This window comes from Kitasatospora sp. NPDC098663 (assembly GCF_044760075.1).
Lineage (GTDB): Bacteria > Actinomycetota > Actinomycetes > Streptomycetales > Streptomycetaceae > Kitasatospora.
Genome location: NZ_JBIWAP010000030.1, coordinates 55,209 through 76,408, shown reverse-complemented (window position 1 = coordinate 76,408; position 21,200 = coordinate 55,209). Strand labels below are relative to the sequence as shown.

Genomic DNA, 21,200 nt, shown 5'->3' with positions numbered 1-21,200 from the left:
CGGCCGAGACGGTGAACACACCCGTCACCCAGCCTTTCTGACGCTACGTCAGGCCTTCCCGACGTCAAGTCACCCACGTCGGCCCTGCCGCCACCGCCGTCCGCGACCCCTTCACCCGCCCCGGTCTCCCCCGCCGAGGAGAGGTATCCCATGACGACGTCCCGGCCCTACCCGCGCCCCGCCGAAGCAGCGGTGCTGCTCACCGTCCTCGCCCTCCTCGTCGCCGAGGAACTCGCCCTCGGCATGGCCGAGGAGGAGGACCGCCCGGTCATCAACGCCATCCTGATCGGCGCCTCCGGCTCCGGCCTCCTGGCGGTCGGCGCGGTGCTGCTCGGGCGCTGGCTCGACACCCGCCGCCCGCTCCCGTTACCCCCGCCCGGCCCCAACGGCCGCGAGTACAGCGCCCGCGCCCTCGAGGACTTCCCGATGGACGCCGTACGCCCGCTCCTCCTCGCCCACCAGGCCCCGCAGCTGGGCCAGTTGTACTCCGCCTGGATGCTCGCCCGGGCCGGCCGACCGGCCCCGTGGATCGCCCGCCGACTCGGCATCCCGCTCGACGCCGCCCACCTCCTCGTCGACGCCGCCCGCACCCGCCACGACTGATCCGGCGGGCGTCAGCGGCGCCGGCCGGGCGCCCCCGCGCCCGCCTGCGCCAGCAGGAACGGCACCAGGCCGCGCTCCGCCAGCGCCGACCGCCAGGCGTCCCGCGCCAGCCCCAGCTCCCCCAGGACGCCGACCTCCCCGCCGGGGTCCACCACCCTCGGCCGCGAGGCCGCGCCCAGCAGCCCCAGCCCGCCCACCAGCAGGCTCACCGCGGCCACCCCGGCCGCCACCCACCCGGCGCCGACCAGCGCGCGCCCGAGCACCTCGCCGTCGTCCGCCAGCCCCAGCGCGTACCCGAGCAGCAGGAAGATCGCGGCGGCCACCCCGGCGACGATCGGCGCGATCACCCCCAGCACCCCCCACCACCCGGACACCCGCTGGCGCCCCGGCTCGTCCACCGGCAGCCGCGCGACCGCGTCCTGGTCCGCCCGCAGCGCCGCGTACCGCTCGTACTCGGGCGCCGCCGCCGCCAGCACGAACTCCGCGTTCTCGCGGGCGCTCCGGCGCAACCGCTCCACCCCCGGCCCCTCGTCCCCCACCGCCCGCAGGGCCGCCCGCACCTGCGACCCGGCCAGCGCCCTCCCCAGTTCCGTCTCGAAGTCGGCCCGATCCTGCTGCGGCAGTCGAAGCGGCCTGTCCATGCCGTGCCCCCGTTCGCTGTTTCTCCTAGTTCTACAGAACTGTAGAACATGGCGGCGGATAGCAGCAGCCCCGTTCACCTGTGGGCTTGCGATTCAGGAGCGGCCGCACCCGGCACCCGCGCGGCCCGCGGACCGGCCGGCTCAGGACACCGTCAGGATCCCCCGCATGAAGTGGTGCAGGCTGCACAGGTACGAGGAGGCCCCCTGCCGGGCCGGCGCGGTGAAGGTCGCGGACGCGCCCGGGGCGATGACGCCGGTGTCGAACCCGCGGTCCTGGGCGGTGAGGGTGTGCTCGACGGTGTCGGCGTTGCGGACCGTGACGACGGCTCCAGGGCGGACGGTGAAGTCGGCCGGCTCGAACACGAAGTCCCTGATGACCACCGCCCCCGGGGCGGGAGCGGTGGCCGGGGACGGCGAGGCGGCCGGGGCGGGCGGAGTCGCCGAAACGGACCCGGTCGGCCCCGGGCCCGAGGTCGATCCCGAGTCCGGGCCCGAATCCGGGCCGCCCACGCGGACGGAGCAGGCGGCGAGGGCGGCGCCGAGGAGCACGGCGGCCACGGCCCGGGCCCGCGACCGCATCAGGACCCGAAGAGCGGGACCCGCCGGGCGTCCGAGGACGCGGGCGGGGTGGCGCCGAGGTCGGAGACCGTGGCGATCAGGACGGCGTCCGCGCCCGGGATCCAGTTGACCGTCTTGGACTGGACGACGAGCTGCCGCTGCCGCGCCGTCCCGTCGCAGATCACGTCCGCCTCGGCCGTCCGGCTGGAGCCGAAGGCCATCGAGGAGGTGTCCTCCGGGTCCCGCTGCTCGACCGAGACGGTGAGCGAGCGGGCCTCCTCCGCGACCCCGCAGACGTACTCGACGTCGACCCGGACCCGGCCGGGGACCTTCGGGTCGATCCAGGCCTCACCGAGAGTGACGCCCGTGGGGGCCGAGTCCCCGTCCCGCACCCGGGCCGGGGCGGCCACCGAAGCGGCGGCCGGCGCCGGGTCGGCGGCCAGGGCGGGTGCCGTGAGCCCGCCGAGGGCCGTGGTGAGGGCCGTCACAATGATCCACCGCTGCACTGCCAACCTCCCATAGCTGAAACCGTGTTGCGGCCGACGCTAACCGCCCCGCCAGTGGCCCGCGCGTCGGCGCGGGCACCCGTCGCACGGACAGCCCAGCCACGGCGGCGGCCGCCGTCACCAACGGCCCAACCCGCCGCCCGACCGACCGTCACCACCGGACCGCTCCGCCACGACGACCCTCCGTCACCAGCCACCCCGCATGGACCAGCGCCCGCCCGGCCGCCCTCCCCGGCGCCGCCTGAACGGACGAGGGGCCCGCCGCGCGGTACGCGCGACGGGCCCCTCGAAGACGCGAGGCGTCACCGGCGCCCGGCGCCGACCCCGGAGCCGGTGTTCTCGTCCTCGCCCTGGTCGCCGTTCCGGCCGCCGTACCGGTCGTCGTTCCGGTCCCGGTCGCCCCAGCCGTCGCTGCGGTCGCGGTACAGGGTGAAGCGGTCGAAGAGCACCGGCGTCGGGAACGGGTTCGCGGCGGTGGCGGGCGGCGAGTGGTAGTAGCTGACGGTGATGGTGGTGCGGCCACCCGGCAGCGCCCCGGGGTCGACGTCGAAGACCGCGACGCCGTACGGGAAGGCGGTGTCCGGGTCGGTGACCGCGGACCAGTGGGCCTTCTCCTTCGCGTCCGGGTCGGCCTTGAAGGTGAGCCGCTGGGTGCGCACGGAGGCCTGGCGGACGCCGTCCGCGTCCGCGGGCAGGTAGACGTCGTCGTGGCCGGCGGTGCCGCCGCCGCCGAGGATCAGGTGGACGGTGCCCTGCGAGGTGTCGATCCGGCGCAGGTCGTCGTCGGCGACGGCCGGGGTGAGCAGGCCGCCCGGCTCGGTGCCGCGGACGGGGTGGGTGCGCTCGTAGTCGTGGTCGTGCCCGGCCAGGACGAGGTCGACGCCGTAGCGGTCGAGCAGCGGCAGCAGCTTCTCGCGGATGCCCATGTCACCGCCGTGGCTGGCGGCCGAGGAGGACATCGCGAACTGGTGCAGGTTGACGACGACCCAGTCCACCGCGCGGCCGCGCCGGGCGCGTGCCAGGGTGCGTTCCAGCCAGCGGAGTTGGGCGCCCTCGCTGTAGTCGCTGAGGTAGATGGACTCGCCGGTGGCCGGGTCGAGGCTGGCGTCGTCCTCGACGGCGATCTCGTTGCCGTCGAGGCTCACGAACAGCACCGAACCGACCTGGAAGCCGTACCAGTTGCCGCAGTAGTCGCGGGTGCCGTTGTCGGGCAGTTCGAAGCGGGTCAGGTAGGAGGCGTAGCCGAGGTCCCCGCCGCCGGCCTCGACCTCGTGGTTGCCGGGCGCGGGCATCCAGGGCCGGCTGGCGGCCGACTTGGCGAGGTTGTTCATGAACGCGTTCCAGCACTGCGGCTGGCGCTGCGGGTTGTTGTTGGCGTACGCGAGGTCGCCGTTGAGCAGGTGGAACAGCGGCGCGAACTGCTCGACCTGGCGGACGGCGGCGGCGCCGTGGATCGAGGACTTGCTGAACGCGTTGTCGCCGGTGCCGAGATCGCCGAAGCTGGTGAAGCGGAACGCGGCCCGGCCGCGCGCGGGCGCGGTGCGGAAGGTGCCGCGCACCGGGCCGGAGCCGTCGTGCAGCACCTCGTAGACGTACGTGGTGTCGGGCCGCAGGCCGTCCAGGCGGACGTGGTGGGTGTACGTCTCGACCTTGTTGAGCCCGTCGACGTAGGTGCGGGTCTCGGCGTCCACCGTGTGGCCGGCGCCGCCGCGCGGGGTGCCGATCCGCACCCGGGGGCGGCGCACGGTGGCGGCCGTCGCCCAGGAGACGGTCATCTCGCGGGACGGCTCGTTGCCCCACTGGAGGTGGATCTGTTCCGGTCCGGGGGTGCCCGCCAGGGCCGGCTGCGTCCAGAGGAGGGTGGACGCGGGCAGCGCGGCCAGCGCACCTGCCGCGGTACCCGTCCGAAGGACCGTTCTGCGCGAGGGATGTGACACTGCCGCCTCCAAGGCTCCGGGAAACGCCCAGGAGGGTCCCAGTCGGACCGGGCGCCCGGGCCACCGGCGAAGGTTCCTCCGGCGAACGCCAGTTGAACGCCGGATCGGATCGGTCGGCGATCCTCCGTCACGCCCGTCACGCCTGTCACGCCTGTTACGCCTGTTACGCCGGAAGGATTACCGGTCTCTGACGGCCGGTCCGTCCACGCCCGATCCGCCGCACCGCGCGGCTAGCGTCGGCGGCATGGAGATTCTGGTCACCGGCGGAGCCGGGTTCATCGGGTCGGCCGTGGTCCGCGCACTGGTCGCGGCCGGGCACGGGGTACGGGTGCTGGACGCGCTGCTGCCCGCCGTCCACCGCTCGGGGCGGGCCCCCGAACTGCCCGGGGGCGTGGCCTTCGAGCAGGGGGACGTCCGGGACGCCGCCGCCGTGCGGCGGGCGCTGGCCGGGGTGGACGCGGTCTGCCACCAGGCGGCGATGGTCGGCCTCGGGCTGGACCTCGACGACGCCCCCGCCTACGCGGGCTGCAACGACCTCGGCACGGCCGTCCTGCTCGCCGCGATGGCCCGCGACGGCGTCCGCCGCCTCGTCCTGGCCGGCTCGATGGTGGTGTACGGGGAGGGCCGCTACCGCTGCCCCGCGCACGGCGACGTCGCCCCGGGCCCGCGCCGCCCGGCCGACCTGGAGGCCGGGCGCTTCGAGCCGCCCTGCCCGGCCTGCGGCCGCGCCCTGAGCCCCGGCCTGGTCGGCGAGGACGCCCCGGCCGACCCGCGCAGCGTGTACGCGGCCACCAAGCTCGCCCAGGAGCACCTTGCCTCCGTGTGGGCCCGGACCTGCCAGGGCGCCGTCCTGACGCTCCGCTACCACAACGTGTACGGCCCGGACATGCCGCGCGACACCCCGTACGCGGGGGTCGCCTCGCTGTTCCGCTCGGCGCTGGCCCGGGGCGAGGCCCCCCGGGTGTTCGAGGACGGCGGCCAGCGCCGGGACTTCGTCCACGTCGAGGACGTCGCCGCGGCCAACCTCGCCGCACTGGAGGCCCTGGCCGCCCGCGCGCCGGGCAGCTCCCGCGCCTACAACGTGGGCAGCGGCGAGGTCCGCACGATCGGCGAGCTGGCCGGGGCGCTGGCGGCGGCACACGGCGGCCCGGCGCCACTGGTGACCGGCGAGTACCGCCTGGGCGACGTCCGGCACATCACCGCCGACTCCTCCCGGCTGCGCGCCGAACTCGGCTGGCGCCCGCAAGTGCCGTTCCACGCCGGGATGGCCGAGTTCGCGGCGGCGCCGCGGCCCGACGCCACAGCTGACGGCCCGTCCGATGTCGGCCGGAACTCGCCGGTGAAGAGCGGAGGATGGAGCTAGCCTTGCAACATGGTTGCAAACTACAAGGAAGAAGTGGCCATGAACGACCAGGAATTCGTGAGCGCACCCGCCTTGATCCTCCGGTCCCTCTCCGCCGACCCGGGCCGGCGGGCCATCGTCACCGCCGACGGCGTCGAGATCACCGCCGGCGACTTCGCCACGGCCACCTACCGCCTCGCCCACGAGCTCATCGCCCGGGGCGTCACCCGCGGGGACACCGTCACCCTGCTCACCGGCAACACCGCCGAGGCATTGAGCGCCCGCTACGCGGCGGGCCTCGCGGGTGCGCGGGTGGTGAACCTCTACGACGGCATGAGCACCCCCGTCCTGGCCGAGATCGCGGCGAGCGTCGACACCGCCGTCCTCCTCGTGGACGCCGAACGGTACCCGGCGGCCGCCGAGTTGCTGCCCCTGATCGACGTGCCGACGGTGCTCCGCCTCGGCCCCGGACCGGACGCGATCGGCGAGGACGTGATCGCCGCCGCCGCGAACCGCCCCACCGAGCCGCCCGCCGTCCGGATCGGCCCGGACGACGACCTCGGCATCCGCCACACCGGCGGCACCACCGGGGTCCCCAAGGGCATCCTCAGCCTGCACGGCCCCTACCGCGGCGTCTTCGACACCTCGTTCGGCTCCGGCGGCACGGCCGACGAGGCGCCCCGCTTCCTCGCCGCCACCTCGCTCGCCCACCTCGCCGGGATCTTCTCCGACCTGACGCTCCACCACGGCGGCACGGTGGTCCTCCAGCGCACCTTCGATCCCGGCGAGGTCCTGGCCGCCGTCGAGCGCGAGCGCATCACCAGCCTCTGGGTGCTGCCGCCGCTGCTCTACCAGCTGCTCGACCACCCGGCGATCGGCCGCACCGACCTGTCCAGCCTGCGGCAGATCATGTACGGGGGCTGCGCCGCCTCGCCGACCCGGATCCGCGAGGCACTCAAGGTGTTCGGGCCGGTCCTGGTGGGCGTCTACGGGATGTCCGAGGCGCAGCTGATCTCCTTCCTCACCCCGGAGGCGCACGACCGGATCGCGCAGGGCGGCCAGGTCTCGGTCGGCCGGCCCATCCCCGGCGTCGACGTGGAGGTCCGCGCCGAGGACGGCACCGCGCTGCCGACCGGAGAGCAGGGCGAGGTCCACGTCCGATCGGCCGGACTCATGGCCGGGTACTGGAAGCTGCCCGACCTGACCGCCGAGGTGCTGCGCGACGGCTGGCTGAACACCGGCGACGTCGGCTACTTCGACGCGGACGGCAACCTCTACCTGGCAGACCGGGTCAAGGACCTGATCATCGTGGTCGGCGGGCACGTCTACCCGTCCGAGGTCGAGGATCTCCTGCTCACCCACCCGGCGATCGCCCGCTGCGCGGTCTTCGGCGTGCGCGACGCGCAGGAGGCGGAGCACGTCCACGTCGCCGTCGTTCCCGCTCCCGGGCAGCAGCCCGAATTGGCGGAGGTCCAGGCGTTCGTCACTGCCCGCAAGGGGCGGATCTACGCGCCGGAGGCCCTGCACCTCGTGGACGAGATCCCGCTGACGTCGGTCGGCAAGCCGGACAAGAAGCGGCTGCGCGAGGCCGTGGCCGAGTAGACCGAGCAGGCCGAGCAGGAACAGCGGGCCGAGCAGGCCGCGCGCTCGAAAGGCGGACCCCCGGGACCTGTCTCGTCATTCCCGCCGGGCGCGCGGCGCGGGCAGGGCGATCTCGAAGCAGCAGCCCCCGGCGACGTTGCGCACCTCCGCGCGCCCGGCGTGCGCCTCGACGATGCCGCGCACGATGGCGAGCCCGAGCCCGGCACCGCTCTCGCCGGGCTCGCCGGCGGCCCGGCCGTCGTCGCGGCGGGGCGTGCGGGCGGAGCCGCCGCGCCAGCCCGTCTCGAACACCCGGGGCAGGTCCTGTTCCGGGATGCCGCCGCAGCCGTCGGTCACCGACAGCACCACCTCGTCGGCCTCCCGCCGGGCGGCGACGGCCACCACGCCGTCCGCGGGGGTCGAGCGGATCGCGTTGACCAGCAGGTTGCCGAGCACCCGGGTGATCTCCCCGCTGTCCACCTCGACCGGCTCGGCCGCCGCCGGCTCGTCGGCCACCTGCCGCCCCTCCAGCCGGACGCCGCGCCGCCGGGCCAGCGGGTACGCCCCGGCGAGCGCGTCGTCCACCAGGTCGTACACCGAGACCCGGGTGAGCGAGAGGGCGAGCGCGCCCGCCTGGATCCGGGAGAGCTCGAACAGGTCGTCCACCATGCCGGTGAGCCGTTCGACCTCGGTACCGATCCGCACCAGGTAGCGGTCGGGGTCCTCGGCGACGCCGTCCTCCAGCGCCTCGGCCATCGCCCGCAGGCCGGCCAGCGGGGTGCGCAGGTCGTGCGAGATCCACGCGACCAACTCCCGGCGGGAGTGCTCCAGGGCCTGCTCGCGCGCCCGGGACTCCGCCAGCCGGGCGCTGGTGGCGGCCAACTCCTCGCTCAGCGCGGCGAGCTCCGCGCCGAGCGGATGGTCGGGCGCGGTGAACCCGGCGTCGCTGCCGACCGTCCGGACGGCCTCGGTCAGCGCCCGGCTGCCGGCCACCACCTGACGGCCGAGCAGCGCGGCGGTGAGCAGCGCGACGACGGCGGCCATGCCGAGCACCGTGATGACCACGCCGAGGTCGTGGGTGGACAGGAACATCGCCTGTGCCACGGCGAACGTCCCGGAGGTCACCGCGAGGACGGTCACGACCGCCACGCAGAACAGGGACAGGGCGACGGAGCGGCGGCGCAGCAGCCGGATCGCCGCCCAGCCGAGCAGGCCGGCCCCGCCCGCGCCGAGGGCGGCGAACAGGGCGATCAGCAGCAGGTCCTTCACGCCGCACCGCCCTGCGGGTGGTCCCGGTCGCGGGGGGCCGGATCGTGCGGCGCCGGTTCCCGGGGAGCCGGGTCGTAGCGGTAGCCGACGCCCCAGACGGTGCTGATCAGGGCGGGCGCGGCCGGGTCGTCCTCGATCTTCTCGCGCAGCCGCCGGACGTGGACGGTGACGGTGGAGAGGTCGCCGAAGTCCCAGCCCCAGACCCGCCGCATCAGGCTCTGCCGGGAGAACACCGTGCCGGGGTGCCGGAGCAGGAACGCCAGCAGGTCGAACTCCCGCAGGGTGAGGGCGAGTTCCCGATCGCCCCGGTGGGCGCGGCGGGCCTTCGGGTCGAGCGTGACGTCCCCCGAGCGCAGCACCCCGCCGGCCGGCCCGCCGCCCGTCCCATCGGCCGTCGCGTCGGCGGCCCCGCTCCCCGCCCGGGCGCGGCGCAGCACCGACTGCACCCGCAGCACCAGTTCGCGCGGGCTGAACGGCTTGGTGACGTAGTCGTCCGCGCCCAGCTCCAGGCCGAGGATGCGGTCCGCCTCGTCGCCCTTGGCGGTGAGCAGCACCACCGGCAGCGCGGCGCCCCCGGCGGAGGCCCGCAGCCGGCGCAGCACCTCCAGCCCGTCGAGGCCGGGCAGCATCAGGTCCAGCACCAGCAGGTCGGGGCGGGTGCGCTCGGCGAGGTCCAGGCCCAGCGCGCCGTCGGCGGCCCGGTCCACGTGGTGCCCGGCGCGGGTGAGGTAGCCGGCGACGACCTCGGCCACGGTCGGGTCGTCGTCGATCACCAGGATGTGCGAGGTGTCGTTCACCTCGCCGAGGATAGGAGGCCCCGGCGGCGGACGCGGACGGAAGCGGGCCCGCGTTCGCGTTCCGTAAGATCCGCCGCCCGCACCTCGCCCGGCCCGGCCCGGCCCGGACCAGCCCATCCCATCCCAGCCCGATGCGGCCCGGCCGGATCCGCCGGACGGGTCAGCCGCCGGGGCGTCCGACTTCCGTAAGGCTGCGCCGCCGCCGCACCCCGCCGTCCCGCACTTAGCGTGGCCGGGTGACCTCACCCACCTCCCCCGTCTCCCCCGTCGACGTCGTGCTGCCCTGCCTCGACGAGGCCGCCGCGCTGCCCTGGGTGCTGGCGCGGATCCCGGACGGCTGGCGGGCCGTCGTCGTCGACAACGGCTCCCGGGACGGCTCCGCCGACCTCGCCCGCTCGCTCGGCGCGACGGTGGTCGAGGAGCCCCGGCGCGGGTTCGGTGCCGCCTGCCACGCCGGGCTGCGCGCCGCCACCGCCGACCTGGTCTGCTTCCTGGACTGCGACGGCTCCCTCGATCCCGCCCAGCTCCCCCTGGTCACCGGCCCGGTGCTGGCCGGCTCCGCCGACCTGGTGCTGGGCCGCCGCCGCCCGGCCACCGCCGGGGCGTGGCCGCTGCACGCCCGCCTGGCCAACACCGTCCTGGCCCGACGGCTGCGCGCCCGCACCGGCGCGCCACTGCACGACCTCGGCCCGATGCGGGCCGCCCGCCGCGAACAGCTGCTGGCCCTGGGGCTCGGCGACCGCCGGTCCGGCTACCCGCTGGAGATGGTGCTCGCCGCCTCGGCCGCCGGGCTGCGGATCACCGAGACGCCCGTCGACTACCTGCCGCGCGCGGGCCGCTCCAAGGTCACCGGCACCCTGCGCGGCACCCGCCAGGCGATCCGCGACATGCGGGTCGTGCTGGCCGCGCCCCCGCCGACCCTGCTGGTGATCGCCAAATCGCCCGCCCCCGGCCGGGTGAAGACCCGGCTCACCCCGCCGTGCACCCCCGAACAGGCCGCCGCCCTGGCCGCGGCCGCCCTCTCCGACACCCTGCACACCCTGGGCACGATGCCGGCCGGGCAGCGCGTGCTCGTCCTGGACGGCGAACCGGGCGACTGGCTGCCGCCCGGCTGGGAGGTCGTCGCGCAGACCGGCGGCGGGCTGGACGAACGGCTGGCCGCCGCCTTCGCGCACGCGGCCCGGGTGGCCCCGCACGCCCCGGCGCTGCTGGTCGGGATGGACACCCCGCAGCTGAGCGCCGCCGTGCTGGCCGAGCCGCTGTCGGCCGCGCGGCGGTCGCGCACGGGCGCCTGGTACGGCCCGGCGGCCGACGGTGGCTTCTGGGCGCTGGGCCTGGCCCGGCCGACCGCCGAACTGGCCGCGCGCCTGCTGCACGGCGTGCCGATGTCCACCGCGAGGACCGGCGCGGCACTCCTGGAACGCCTCACCGAAGCCGACTTGACGATCCACCACCTCCCACCGCTCACCGACGTGGACACCGCCGAGGACGCCCGCCGCGTCGCCGCCGAGGCCCCGGGCAGCCGTTTCGCCGCCCAACTGGCAACGGTCGACCTGGAGCCGGAGGTGGCGAGTTGACGACCGCCACCGCCTGGGTGGACGACCCGTTCGCCGAAGCCGTCCGCACCGGGCGCGGCCCGCTCTGGCTGCGCCGCGAGGACGGCCACCGCCTGCGGCTGGACATCGAACGCTGGTGCGCCCCGGCGGCCGGCGCCGACCACAGCCTGCTCCGGCGCTGCGCCCGCCGGGCCGCGCCCGTCCTCGACCTCGGCTGCGGCCCCGGGCGGCTGGTCGCCGCGCTGCTCGCCCTCGGCGTCCCGGCCCTCGGCGTCGACGTGACCAGGGCGGCCGTCGCCCGCACGGTCGGACTGGGCGGCCCGGCGCTCTGCCGCTCGGTCTTCGACCGGCTGCCCGCCGAGGGCCGCTGGGGCGCCGCGCTCCTCGCCGACGGCAACCTCGGCATCGGCGGCGACCCCGACGCCCTGCTCCACAGGGGCGCCGAACTCATCGCGCCGGACGGGCTGTTGCTGGTCGAGGTGGAGCCCGAGGAGGTGGACGAGCAGGTCACCGTCCAGGTCGAGGGCCCGGACGGCCGGCTCGGACCGGCCTTCCCCTGGGCCCGGCTCGGCACGGCCGCCGCCCTCAGGCGGGCCCGCGCCGCCGCCGGGCTGGTCGAGGCGGAGCGCTGGACCTCGCACGGCCGCCGCTTCCTCGCCCTGCACAAGCACTGAGGCGCACAGGGCCGTTGATCTCGGCGGTCCCGGCCTCACCGTCCTGACCCGACGGCGGGTTACCGGCAACGACGGTGTCCCGGTCCCGCTGCCATGAGGACGGGCCCCGCGGCCCCGCAACCGCGCAGCCCCTCAGCGGGCCCGCCCACCAGCCCGTTCCGCCGCCGCGCCCACCGACGCCGACGACGGCTCCGACTCCGGCTCCGACGACGGCTCCGGCTCCGGGCCCGGTGGCGGGCCGGACTCGGCCGTCGGCAGCACCCGGTCACGCAGCCGCAGTCCGCAGGCCAGGGCGACCAGCAGCACCCCGAGCACCGATCCCAGTACGGTGCGCAGCCCGTACGCGTCCGCGATCCGGCCGAGCAGTGGGGCGGCCAGCCCGCCCACCGACATCGCCAGGCCCAGGGTCAGCCCGCTGGCGGTGCCGGGCCGGTTGGGCAGGTAGTCCTGGGCCAGCGTCACCTGGGCGGCGAACGGCAGGAACATCGCCAACCCGAAAGCGACGGTGGCGAGTTCGGCCGCCGCGAAGGTGGGGGCGAAGGCCACGCCGGCCAGGGCGGGGACGGCCAGCAGGTAGCCCAGCCGGATCGGGAGGAGCCGCCCGTACCGGTCGCCCAGCCGCCCGCCGAGCAGGGTGCCCGCCGCACCGGCCAGGGTGAGGGAGGTGAGGGCCACGGCCCCCGCGCCCGTCGAGGTGTGCAGGTCGCGCTGGAGGTGCAGGGCGAGCATCGAGGTCACCGTGACGTAGGGAACCGACCAGCAGACCGTGGCGACCACCAGCCGGCCGAAGGCCCGCCAGTCGTCGCGCTGCCCGCCCCCGGCCGTGCCGGCCGTCACCAGCGGCGGCGCGGGGGTGTGGCCCCGGCGGCGCAGCCACGGGCCCTGGGCCGCCCACAGTGCGCCCATCACCACCGCGGGGACGGCGAGCAGCCAGCTGCCGGCCAGGCCGAGCGAGCCGACCACCAGCGTCACCAGGGCCGGCGCCAGCGAGGCGCCGAGTGTGCCGCCGACGGAGAACAGGCTCATCGCCTGCTGGGACTGGCCGCCCGCCGCCCTGGCCTGGTTGGTGGCGGGCGGGTGGTAGGCGGCGACGCCGATCCCGGCGAGGGCCACGCAGAGCCAGGTGAGCAGGTAGCTGTCGGCGAGCCCGGCGCAGCCGAGGCCCCCGGCGGCGGTCAGGAAGCCGGCCGGGACGAGCCAGCCGCGGTGACGGCGGTCGACGAGCAGGCCGAAGAGCGGCTGGACCACGCTGGACAGGCCGGTGGCGGCCAGCGCGATCCCCGAGACGGCGGTGTAGCTGTAGTGCCGCTCGGACATCAGGAAGGGCAGCAGTGCCGGGACGGCGCCCTGGTAGAGGTCGTTGACGACGTGGGTGCCGGTCAGGAAGGCCAGCTGGCCGCGCTTCACGCGGTTCCCTCCTCTACCTGGGGTGCGGCGTCCAGGTGTGCGGCGTCCAGGTCGAGCACCGGCTGCGGGGTGCGGTGGAGCCACGGCAGGGCCTGCTCCAGCTGGGCGCCGAGGGCGAGCAGGGTGGCCTCCTGGTGCGGCCGGCCGGTCAGCATGATGCCGACCGGCAGCCCGTCGGGCGTCCAGTGCAGGGGGAGGCTGATCGACGGCTGCCCGGTGATGTTGGCCAGCGGGGTGCGCGGGGTGAAGTCGAGCATCCTGGCGAAGGTCCGTTCGGGGGCGTCCTGGTCGACCAGCGAGCCGACCGGCGGCGCGAGCGTGTCGGTGGTCGGGCTCAGGATGACGTCGAACTCTGCATAGCGGGAGGAGAGTTCGCGGGCCGTCGCCGTGAGCGAGGCGTGTGCGGCGAGCAGGTCCGGGGCGCTGCGGGCACGCCCCTCGGACCGCAGCCAGGCGGTCAGCGCGAGCAGGTCGCCCTCCCGTCCGGGCGGTACCGGTACGGACGCGGCCAGGACGCCCCACACCACGGTGAAGGCGGCCAGGTACTCCGCCGGGCTGAACGGCGGGGCCTCGTCCACCTGGTGGCCCAGGTCGGCGAGCAGGTCGGCCGTGCGGCGACAGCCGAACCGGCTCGGCCCGTCCTGTCCGGCCGTCTCGGGCAGGACGCCGATCCGCAGCCGCCCGGGCGCCCGCTCGGCACCCGCCTGGAAGGTTCCGGCGGGACCGGCGGGCAGCGTGCCGCTGTCGCCGGGCGCGCTGTGCGCCATCACGTCCAGCAGCAGGGCGGTGTCGAACACGGTCCTGGCCAGCGGTCCGGCGGTGGCCAGGCCGAGCGCGTCGGTGCCCGGCGCGGGGGTGACCCGGCCGCGGCTCGGCTTGAGGCCGACGAGCCCGCAGGCGGCGGCGGGGATCCGGATCGAGCCGCCGCCGTCGCTGCCCATCGCGCCGGCGGCCAGGCAGGCCGCGACCGAGGCGGCGGCGCCGCCGCTGGATCCGCCGGCGCCCCGCTCCAGGTCGTAGGGGCTGCGGGCGGTGCCGTGGGCCGTCTCGGTGTAGGCGGAGCAGCCGAATTCGGCCGCCAGGGTGGTGCCGAGCAGGACGGCGCCCGCGGCCCGCAGGGCACCGACCACGACGGCGTCGGCGGGGGCGATCCGGTCGGCGAAGACGGCCGATCCCCCGGTGAACGGGAGTCCGGCCACCGGCCAGGTGTCCTTCACCGAGATCGGCACTCCGAGCAGCGGCGGCAGCTGCGAGGTGTCCTCGGCGGCGGCGAGCCGGGCCTCGGCCGCCGCGGCCGCCTGTCGCGCGCCCCGGTGGTCGACGGTGCGGTACGCGCCGACCGCGCCGTTCAGCCGGTCGATCCTTCGGAGGTAGTGGTCGACGAGGTCGACCGGGGAGACGGTCCGTTCCCGGATCGCGGCGGCCTGTTCGGCCAGGGTCAGTTCATGGAGTTCTGTCATGATCACTCTTAAGTCCTCAGGTTCTCAGGTCCTCTGAGGAGTTACCTTAGAGTGCTGGTCAGAGCGAAAGCAAGGCATACCTAACCTGAGTGTCGGCTACCCACGGAGCCGGAGGGCCGCCCGCGATCGACAGGGCGGCGAGGGAGGGAAGGAAGGAAGGAAGGAAGGAAGATTGGCGCCGGGGTCCAAGGAGCCTTGCAGGATGCCGGTCGTGCACCACGCGTGCGGCTGTCGCCCAACCGCCTCTTGGCCCCACGGTCAGGGGTGCCCCGGCGGCACCCTTCGAGGCGTCCCGGCCGAGCCTGCCACATGCCCCGGGCCACGACAAGACGTCCGACCGGCCGCCTACTCCCGGCCCACCGGGCGCCACTGCGGGTGCTCGCGCTCGGCCCACTGGCGCTCCACCAGCCCGGTCCTCATCCCGAGCCGCGCCTGCGGATCCCGCCAGGCCAGCCGGACGTGTCCGACCACCACCACGGCGATGGCGGCGGCCAGCCAGTCGTGGACGAAGGTCGCCCCGGTCCTCCAGGCGGGCGGAGCGAGACTGGGCAGCCACATCAGCAGCCCGGTGCCGACGATCACCAGCATCGAGCCGAGCGTCCACTGCGCGTAGAGCTTCTGCCCGGCGTTGAACTTGCCCGCCGGCCGGTCCGGGGCGCGGCGCCGGACGGCGCGCAGCCAGGCCCAGTCCGCCGGGGTGAAGCGGCTCAGCCGGGCGGCGTCCGCGCGCAGCGCCCGCGAGGCGAGGCCGAGCAGCAGCGGCACGGGCAGCGCGAGGCCGCACCACACGTGCACCGTCACCACCAGCCGCCGGTTGCCGACCAGTTCGGCGAGCGGGGCGAGGTAGAGGCAGGCCGCCGTGGCCAGGCAGACGCCGGTCAGCGCGGCGGTCGTCCGGTGCACCCAGCGCTCGGCCCGGGTGAAGCGCAGCAGGAGTTCAGCCGGTGGGCGCATCGTCACGTCCGTTCGACCGGCCGACCCAGGCGTCGACGTCGTACCCGTCCTGCTCCCAGTAGCCCGGCTCCACCGAGCCGGTCACGGTGATCCCGGAGAGCCACTTGGCGGACTTGTAGAAGTACATCGGCGCGACGTACAGCCGCACCGGGCCGCCGTGGGTGTGGGAGATGGGGTTGTCCCGCATCCGCAGCGCGACCAGCACGTCGTCCCGCCGGGCCTGCGCCAGCGTCAGGCTCTCGGTGTACGCGCCGTCGAAGCAGCTGAACCGGACGGCCCCGGCCCCCGGCCGCACGCCCGCGGCGTCCAGCAGGTGCGCGAGCGGCACCCCCTCGAACGGGGTGTCCGGCACCCGCCATCCGGTCACGCACTGCACGTCCCGCACGAGCCGCCGCTGCGGCATCGCCCGCAGGTCCGGCAGGCGGAACGTCGCGGGCCGCTCGACCATCCCGTCCACGCTGAGCGTGTAGTCCGCCGCGCTCCGCTCCGGGACGGACGACACCACCGAGTAGTACCGGAATCCGTTGTTGCCCGGCAGCAGCCCGCTCAGCCCGCTCGGGTCCCGTTCGGCCAACCCCGACTCGGCCCGTTGCAGGTACGGCCCCGCCGCCACCCCGACGGCCCCGAGCCCGAGCAGCCCGAGCACCACCCGCCGCCCCACCGGGGCTCCCCTACCCTCTTCGCCTGTTCTGTCCACGCCCCCGATTGCACCAGCCCGAGCCCGGCCGGCGCGAGGCCCGGCACCGGTCCGTCAGCCTTTCGTCATCTCCGCCCGCAGGCTCCACGGCCGAGCGGACGAGCGGACGAGCGGCGGGAGATCGTTTTCCGGTCAAGTTCGACGATCTTTCGAACCCCGTATTCCCCCGGCTCCGACCACGCCACTACGGTGCCACGCATCCCCGCTGTTCCCCCTCCCCGGCCGGCCGCGACCGCCGGGGCTACCGATCGGACCGGTGCGCCGTGACCAGAATCCTCCGTCAGCTGCGGACCCACGCGGGAAGAGCGGCGGCCGTCGTCGCCCTCCTCGCCGCCGCCCTCACCGGCACGGCGGCCGGAACCGCCACCGCCGCCACCCCGGCCGCCCCCGCGGCAACCGCCTCGGTGGGCGGGTGGACCTGCCCCGGAACGCCCGTCCCGGACGGTTACGTCATCACCATGTTCAACTCCAGCGGCTGCAACAACCATGGTGCCTGGTTCCAGGCACCCGCCCAGAACCGCCTGTGGACCTGCTCCGGCTCGCCGATCGTCTCCGGCTACGTCCTGACCAACTACAACCCCCAGGGGTGCAGCGGCGTCGGCGCCTGGTTCCACGAACTGGTCCGCAACGGCATCTGGACCTGCCCCTACTCGCCGATCCCGGCCGGCTACCGCAGCACCAGCTACGACGCCCGCGGCTGCAACGGTCTCGGCGCCTGGCTCACCATCAAGGCCTGACCCACACCCGGCGGGGCCCGACCGGAACTCCGGTCGGGCCCCGTCCGCGTCGTCACGCCGTCACGCAGTCATTCCGGGCCGAACACTCCGCACACGCAGCACATGCGGCGCGCGCCGCACACACCGCTTCACCAGCAGCGAAGAAGTCCGCCCGCAGCGGGCGAGAAAAAAGGCACAGGAGGAAAAACCACTCCCGGCCACTTCCAACTTATAACGTACGGGGGGCCTTGCGGCAAGGCCCTGGTCGTGCCGCACAATCGTCGACCTGAACCGGAATCCGCGGAAATTTGGGGTCGCGAGAATGCGTGTGCTGTTGTCGACGTACGGGTCCCGCGGGGATGTCGAACCGCTGGTGGGGCTCGCGGCGCGGCTGCGGGACGACCGGGGCGGTTGCCTCGTCGTCGGCGAGGTCGACCAGCAGGCGCTGTTCGGCCGGGTGGCCGAGCCGGGCATCGGCGTGGCACTCGACGGGCCGGCCCCGACCACCGAGTCCCTGTCGGCCGCGCTCGGGACGGCCCTCGCCCCCGAGACCCGGGTGTGGGCGACCGCCGCGGCCACCATGGTCCGCACCGACGGCGCGGCGCCGGCCGCACAACTGCTGCTCGACGCGGCCGGCCGCTGAGGCGTGCCGGATAATTCCACCCGCCGCCACCCCCGATTTCCCGGCCGACCGCCCGCGGAATCGAAAAGCTCAGAACACCTGGAGCCAGGTTTGTCCCCCATCTCGTCCTCCTCATCCTCCTCATCCGAATCCTCCTCGCCCGAATCCTCCTCGCCCGAACCGAATTCACCCGCCGACGACTGGCGGTCCGGCGAACTGCGGGCGGAGAACGCGTACGTCGGCAGGCTGTACGAGCGGCTCGAAGCCCAGCGCGCGCTCGCGGCCGCCCGGCTGCGCGAGGTCCACCTCCAGGACAAGGGCGGGACGATCCAGGCCCTCCTGGAGCGCGACACCATGGAGATCCACCACACCCGCCGGCTGGCCGCGCTGCACGCCGCCGAGTACGGGCTGTGCTTCGGCCGGATCGACGACGCCGACGGCGAGCGGCAGTACATCGGCCGGATCGCCCTGTCGGACGACGACCACGAGCCGCTGCTCACCGACTGGCGGGCGGCGGCCGCGGAGCCGTTCTACCGGGCGACGCCCGCCGCACCGGGCGGTGTGGTGGCGCGACGGCACCTGCGGACCAAGGGCCGGACCGTCGTGGACTTCGACGACGACGCCTTCGGCGTGGGCGCCCACGCGGGCCGCAGCAACGCCGAGCTCAGCGGGGAGGGCGCCCTGCTCGCCTCGCTGACAGCGGCCCGGACGGGGCGGATGGGCGACATCGTCTCCACCATCCAGGCCGAGCAGGACCGCGTCATCCGCGACGCGCTCGGCGGCGTCCTGGTCGTCCAGGGCGGCCCGGGCACCGGCAAGACCGTCGTCGCCCTGCACCGCGCCGCGTACCTGCTCTACACCCACCGCGACCGGCTGGCCAAGCACGGTGTGCTGGTCATCGGGCCGAACACCACGTTCCTGCGCTACATCGACGAGGTGCTTCCCGCGCTCGGCGAGAGCGAGGTCGTGCTGAGCAGCGTCGGCACGCTCTACCCGGGGGTGACCGGGACCGGCACCGAGACGCCCGAGGCGGCCGCCGTCAAGGGCGACGCCCGGATGGCACAGGTCCTCGCCGCCGCGCTGGAGGGCCTGCGGCAGCTGCCGGAGGAGTCGTGGACCATCACCGTGGGCAGGACCTCGCCCTACAACGAGCAGCTCCGGATCGACCGGGCGCTCTGCGAGCGGGCCCACGCCGCCGCGCACCGGAGCGGCAGGCCGCACAACGCGGCCCGGGCCGATCTGGTGGAGCGGCTCTCCTCGGAGCTGGCCCTGCGGATCGCCCGGGACCAGGAGAAGGACATGGACCTGGACGCCGTGGCGGACCTCGCCGACGCGCTCGTCCACGAACCCGAGTTCCAGGCCGTGGCCCAGAAGCTGTGGCCGCTGCTGAACCCGGAGCAGGTGCTCACGAGCCTGTTCGGCTCCCCGGAGCTGCTGGCCAGCGCCATGCCGGACTTCACCGCGGCCGAACGCGCCGCACTCCTGCGCGAACTGCCGGACCCGGACCGGGAGTCCGCCGCCGAGGAGGCCGAGGAGGCCGAGGAGGCCGTGCCCACCGCGACCGCCCGGACCGTCTGGACCACCGACGACGTACCGCTGCTCGACGAGGTCGCCGAACTGCTCGGCCCGCTGCCGGGCGCCGTCGTCGCCCGCCGGGCCGAGGCCGCCGCCGAGGCGGCTGAGCTGGAGTTCGCCAAGATCGTCCTCGACGACTTCGGCGTGGGGCTGGTCGAGATGGACGCGAAGATGCTGGCCCGCCAGTACCGCGGCGAGGAGTCGCTCCGGCCGCTGGCCGAGCGCGCGGCCGAGGACCGGACCTGGGGCTACGGGCACGTGATCGTGGACGAGGCCCAGGAGCTGTCCCCGATGGCCTGGCGGATGCTGGCCCGCCGCTGCCCCGGCCGTTCCATGACGATCGTCGGCGACCTGGCGCAGACCGGCGCGCCGGCCGGGCTGAGCTCCTGGGGCCAGGCCCTCGACACCTACACGGCGGGGCGCTGGCGCACGGTGGAACTCACCATCAACTACCGCACCCCGGCCGAGATCATGCAGGTCACCGAAGGCGTCCTGCGGGCGCTCGACCCCTCGCTCGCCGCCCCCACCGCGGTGCGCAGCGGCGGACCCCGCCCGTGGAGCCTGCGGATCCCCGCGGACGGCCGGGCGGCGGCGCTGCGCGGCGCCGTCGAGCGGGAACTCGCGGCGCTGGACGGCGGCCGGCTGGCGGTCATCCACGCCCCGGACGCCCCGGCCGAACTGCTCGACGGGATCGCCGGGTTGGCAGGCGTCTGCGTCAACGACGGCCCGGCGTCGCTGGATTCACCGGCCGTCCTGCTGACGGCCGCCCGGTCCAAGGGGCTTGAGTTCGACGCCGTCCTGGTCGTGGAGCCCACCGAGATCCTCGCGGCGCACGCCCACGGCGTGAACGACCTCTACGTCGCCCTCACCCGGGCGACGAAGTCCCTCGGGGTGCTGCACAGCCGGGACCTGCCGGAGATGCTCCAGGGGCTGGAGCCCCGCTGAGGGCGGCGGCCGTTCTCCCGCGCACCAGGACGCCGACCACGACGCACGCCAACGCGGCGCCGTAGGCGGCCTGTTGGGCCGCGGCTCCGCCCGCCAGGTAGAGGTACTGCCCGGCGGCCGGGACGGCGAGCCACTCCCAGCGGCCGGTGAGGCCGACCAGGGCCACCACCAGCAGGCCATACCAGGGGTAGGCGGGCGCGGCGAGGAGCAGGGCCGTGCCGGTGACGAACAGGGCGCCGTCCCAGGGGCGGGCGGGGTCGCCGCGCCGGAGCACCCACAGGGCGACGGCGGCCAGGACCGCCACGGCGGCCCACGGCAGCAGGGCGTCCGGCAGGAGGAGGGCGAGCAGGCCGAAGCGGTCGAGGTGCCCCTGCTCGTACCCCTCCTCCTTCAGGTAGCCGGGCAGGTAGCCGAGCACGCCGGTGCCGGAGGCGGCGAGGTAGGGCAGGTAGGCCAGGGCGAACACGCCGAGCGAGGCGCCCAGCAGCAGGGCGCTCTCGCGCGGGCGCCGACGGGCCAGCGCGCCCGGCAGGGCCAGTGCGGGGATCAGCTTGACCGCCACCGCCGCGCCGAGCAGCGCGCCGGCCCGCGTCGCCTTCCCCCGGGCCGCGTAGCCGAGGCCCACGACCAGCAGCAGCGCCCCGAGGGTGTCCACGTGCGCGTCGTTGACCGACCACACCGCCACGCCGGGGCACCACCCCCACAGTGCGGCCCGCCGGCCGCCCCGCCCGATCACGAGCAGCGCCCCCGTGGTCGCCACCGCGAGCAGGGCGCCGGCGGCCTGCATCCCGCGCACTCCTCCCCCGAAGGGGTGCAGGGCGAGGAACCAGGCCTCCGCGACCGGCGGGTAGATGGTGTGCACGGCGGGCCGGTTGATGCGGGTGCAGTCGCCGGCGGCGGTGCGCCGCTCGTCCCAGCCGTCGCAGGCGCCGCCGGCCGGCCACAGGTCGGGGGTGCGCAGCCGGGCGAGCGCCGGGTCGTCCGGGGTGTGCGCGTACGGGGAGGTGCCGGCGGCCTGGACGCGGCCGTCCCAGACGTAGCGGTAGGCGTCGTCGCTGGTGCGCGGCGGGGCGAGCAGGCCGACGGCGGCGACGGCGATACTCCCGGCCAGGACCAGCGGCACGATCTGACGGTCACTCACTTGCCGCAGCGCCAGCAGGGCGAGGGCGTACAGGGCGGCGTCGACGGCGTACCAGGCGTACAGCGGTGCGCGGTGGCCGAGCGTGCCGCCGCCGGTGACGGTGAGGGCGAGCGCGACGGTCAGGGCGGCCAGCGCGAGCAGGCAGGGCAGCACGCGGGTGAGCCGGGGGCGGATGCGCGGAGGGCGGTTGGGCACCCGCCCACCCTGCCACCGGGCGGC

Annotated in this window: 19 protein-coding genes and 1 pseudogene; 9 read left to right on the top strand and 11 right to left on the bottom strand. The window is 75.5% G+C overall.

Annotated features, from left to right (window positions below; all coding sequences use genetic code 11):
• Positions 1–150 precede the first annotated feature (150 nt).
• The gene (locus ACIQVZ_RS28640) at positions 151–603 is read left to right on the top strand and encodes a hypothetical protein (protein ID WP_350883196.1); all 453 of its coding nucleotides are present in this window, start codon (positions 151–153) and stop codon (positions 601–603) included.
• A gap of 11 nt (positions 604–614) precedes the next feature.
• Here the strand turns inward: ACIQVZ_RS28640 and ACIQVZ_RS28635 are convergent, their stop codons facing one another.
• The 4 genes from ACIQVZ_RS28635 to ACIQVZ_RS28620 all read right to left on the bottom strand — a co-directional run bounded on the left by ACIQVZ_RS28635 (position 615) and on the right by ACIQVZ_RS28620 (position 4,245).
• The gene (locus ACIQVZ_RS28635; protein WP_402453778.1) at positions 615–1,244 is read right to left on the bottom strand and encodes a hypothetical protein; all 630 of its coding nucleotides are present in this window, start codon (positions 1,242–1,244) and stop codon (positions 615–617) included.
• A 141-nt stretch (positions 1,245–1,385) separates the two neighbouring features.
• The gene (locus ACIQVZ_RS28630) at positions 1,386–1,802 is read right to left on the bottom strand and encodes a cupredoxin domain-containing protein (RefSeq protein ID WP_402453775.1); all 417 of its coding nucleotides are present in this window, start codon (positions 1,800–1,802) and stop codon (positions 1,386–1,388) included.
• 20 nt (positions 1,803–1,822) lie between these two features.
• On the bottom strand, positions 1,823–2,290 hold the full coding sequence (locus ACIQVZ_RS28625) for a hypothetical protein (RefSeq protein ID WP_402453773.1): 468 nt from the start codon (positions 2,288–2,290) through the stop codon (positions 1,823–1,825).
• A gap of 320 nt (positions 2,291–2,610) precedes the next feature.
• On the bottom strand, positions 2,611–4,245 hold the full coding sequence (locus ACIQVZ_RS28620; RefSeq protein WP_402453772.1) for a purple acid phosphatase family protein: 1,635 nt from the start codon (positions 4,243–4,245) through the stop codon (positions 2,611–2,613).
• 244 nt (positions 4,246–4,489) lie between these two features.
• Here ACIQVZ_RS28620 and ACIQVZ_RS28615 point away from each other — a divergent pair, with 244 nt between their 5' ends.
• Together ACIQVZ_RS28615 and ACIQVZ_RS28610 are read left to right on the top strand one after the other, a co-directional pair.
• Positions 4,490–5,608, top strand: a complete 1,119-nt coding sequence (locus ACIQVZ_RS28615) for an NAD-dependent epimerase/dehydratase family protein (RefSeq protein WP_402453770.1) — start codon at positions 4,490–4,492, stop codon at positions 5,606–5,608.
• Between the two features lie 39 nt (positions 5,609–5,647).
• On the top strand, positions 5,648–7,189 hold the full coding sequence (locus ACIQVZ_RS28610) for an AMP-binding protein (protein ID WP_402453767.1): 1,542 nt from the start codon (positions 5,648–5,650) through the stop codon (positions 7,187–7,189).
• A 75-nt stretch (positions 7,190–7,264) separates the two neighbouring features.
• On the opposite strand, the gene ACIQVZ_RS28605 is transcribed toward ACIQVZ_RS28610, so the two are convergent.
• Positions 7,265–8,437, bottom strand: a complete 1,173-nt coding sequence (locus tag ACIQVZ_RS28605) for a HAMP domain-containing sensor histidine kinase (RefSeq protein ID WP_350883210.1) — start codon at positions 8,435–8,437, stop codon at positions 7,265–7,267.
• A complete protein-coding gene (locus tag ACIQVZ_RS28600; RefSeq protein ID WP_402453827.1) occupies positions 8,434–9,216 on the bottom strand; it encodes a response regulator transcription factor in 783 nt (260 codons plus the stop codon). Before ACIQVZ_RS28600 ends, ACIQVZ_RS28605 begins: the two co-directional genes overlap by 4 nt.
• Before the next feature lie 254 nt (positions 9,217–9,470).
• Between ACIQVZ_RS28600 and ACIQVZ_RS28595 the strand changes: the two are divergent.
• The 3 genes and pseudogenes from ACIQVZ_RS28595 to ACIQVZ_RS28585 form a co-directional block, all read left to right on the top strand.
• Positions 9,471–10,184 (top strand): annotated as a pseudogene (locus ACIQVZ_RS28595) (glycosyltransferase family 2 protein); the annotation flags it as partial.
• Positions 10,185–10,283: 99 nt separating this feature from the next.
• The gene (locus ACIQVZ_RS28590) at positions 10,284–10,811 is read left to right on the top strand and encodes a DUF2064 domain-containing protein (RefSeq protein ID WP_402453825.1); all 528 of its coding nucleotides are present in this window, start codon (positions 10,284–10,286) and stop codon (positions 10,809–10,811) included.
• Complete coding sequence (locus ACIQVZ_RS28585; protein ID WP_402453765.1) at positions 10,808–11,464, top strand: SAM-dependent methyltransferase; 657 nt, start codon at positions 10,808–10,810, stop codon at positions 11,462–11,464. The genes ACIQVZ_RS28590 and ACIQVZ_RS28585 overlap by 4 nt, the downstream gene beginning before the upstream one ends.
• A gap of 132 nt (positions 11,465–11,596) precedes the next feature.
• Here ACIQVZ_RS28585 and ACIQVZ_RS28580 read toward each other — a convergent pair whose 3' ends face one another.
• The 4 genes from ACIQVZ_RS28580 to ACIQVZ_RS28565 all read right to left on the bottom strand — a co-directional run bounded on the left by ACIQVZ_RS28580 (position 11,597) and on the right by ACIQVZ_RS28565 (position 15,982).
• Positions 11,597–12,871 (bottom strand): MFS transporter, encoded by a 1,275-nt coding sequence (locus ACIQVZ_RS28580; protein WP_350883214.1) that lies wholly within the window; start codon positions 12,869–12,871, stop codon positions 11,597–11,599.
• Entirely contained in the window at positions 12,868–14,331 is a 1,464-nt protein-coding gene (locus tag ACIQVZ_RS28575) for an amidase (RefSeq protein ID WP_350883216.1), read from the bottom strand. Before ACIQVZ_RS28575 ends, ACIQVZ_RS28580 begins: the two co-directional genes overlap by 4 nt.
• 345 nt (positions 14,332–14,676) lie before the next feature.
• Positions 14,677–15,285 carry a cytochrome b/b6 domain-containing protein gene (locus ACIQVZ_RS28570; RefSeq protein ID WP_402453761.1) on the bottom strand — a complete coding sequence of 203 codons (609 nt, stop codon included), beginning with the start codon at positions 15,283–15,285 and terminating at the stop codon, positions 14,677–14,679.
• Positions 15,269–15,982, bottom strand: a complete 714-nt coding sequence (locus ACIQVZ_RS28565) for a molybdopterin-dependent oxidoreductase (RefSeq protein ID WP_402453758.1) — start codon at positions 15,980–15,982, stop codon at positions 15,269–15,271. Before ACIQVZ_RS28565 ends, ACIQVZ_RS28570 begins: the two co-directional genes overlap by 17 nt.
• Before the next feature lie 263 nt (positions 15,983–16,245).
• Here ACIQVZ_RS28565 and ACIQVZ_RS28560 point away from each other — a divergent pair, with 263 nt between their 5' ends.
• The 3 genes from ACIQVZ_RS28560 to ACIQVZ_RS28550 all read left to right on the top strand — a co-directional run bounded on the left by ACIQVZ_RS28560 (position 16,246) and on the right by ACIQVZ_RS28550 (position 19,840).
• Positions 16,246–16,719: a hypothetical protein gene (locus ACIQVZ_RS28560; protein ID WP_402453757.1), complete on the top strand. Its 474-nt coding sequence runs from the start codon at positions 16,246–16,248 to the stop codon at positions 16,717–16,719.
• A 301-nt stretch (positions 16,720–17,020) separates the two neighbouring features.
• Complete coding sequence (locus ACIQVZ_RS28555; RefSeq protein WP_402453755.1) at positions 17,021–17,341, top strand: hypothetical protein; 321 nt, start codon at positions 17,021–17,023, stop codon at positions 17,339–17,341.
• Positions 17,342–17,431: 90 nt separating this feature from the next.
• A complete protein-coding gene (locus ACIQVZ_RS28550; protein WP_402453753.1) occupies positions 17,432–19,840 on the top strand; it encodes a HelD family protein in 2,409 nt (802 codons plus the stop codon).
• On the opposite strand, the gene ACIQVZ_RS28545 is transcribed toward ACIQVZ_RS28550, so the two are convergent.
• Complete coding sequence (locus ACIQVZ_RS28545) at positions 19,761–21,176, bottom strand: glycosyltransferase 87 family protein (protein WP_402453751.1); 1,416 nt, start codon at positions 21,174–21,176, stop codon at positions 19,761–19,763. The two genes, ACIQVZ_RS28550 and ACIQVZ_RS28545, sit on opposite strands and share 80 nt — an antisense overlap.
• Positions 21,177–21,200 lie beyond the last annotated feature (24 nt).

What these genes read in the sequence shown, in the direction of transcription:
- ACIQVZ_RS28615 (WP_402453770.1), top strand. Translation starts at nt 4,490, where the DNA reads ATGGAGATTCTGGTCACCGGCGGAGCCGGGTTCATCGGGTCGGCCGTG.
- ACIQVZ_RS28640 (WP_350883196.1), top strand. Translation starts at nt 151, where the DNA reads ATGACGACGTCCCGGCCCTACCCGCGCCCCGCCGAAGCAGCGGTGCTG.
- ACIQVZ_RS28555 (WP_402453755.1), top strand. Translation starts at nt 17,021, where the DNA reads ATGCGTGTGCTGTTGTCGACGTACGGGTCCCGCGGGGATGTCGAACCG.
- ACIQVZ_RS28570 (WP_402453761.1), bottom strand. Translation starts at nt 15,285, where the DNA reads ATGCGCCCACCGGCTGAACTCCTGCTGCGCTTCACCCGGGCCGAGCGC.
- ACIQVZ_RS28575 (WP_350883216.1), bottom strand. Translation starts at nt 14,331, where the DNA reads ATGACAGAACTCCATGAACTGACCCTGGCCGAACAGGCCGCCGCGATC.
- ACIQVZ_RS28635 (WP_402453778.1), bottom strand. Translation starts at nt 1,244, where the DNA reads ATGGACAGGCCGCTTCGACTGCCGCAGCAGGATCGGGCCGACTTCGAG.
- ACIQVZ_RS28590 (WP_402453825.1), top strand. Translation starts at nt 10,284, where the DNA reads ATGCCGGCCGGGCAGCGCGTGCTCGTCCTGGACGGCGAACCGGGCGAC.
- ACIQVZ_RS28610 (WP_402453767.1), top strand. Translation starts at nt 5,648, where the DNA reads ATGAACGACCAGGAATTCGTGAGCGCACCCGCCTTGATCCTCCGGTCC.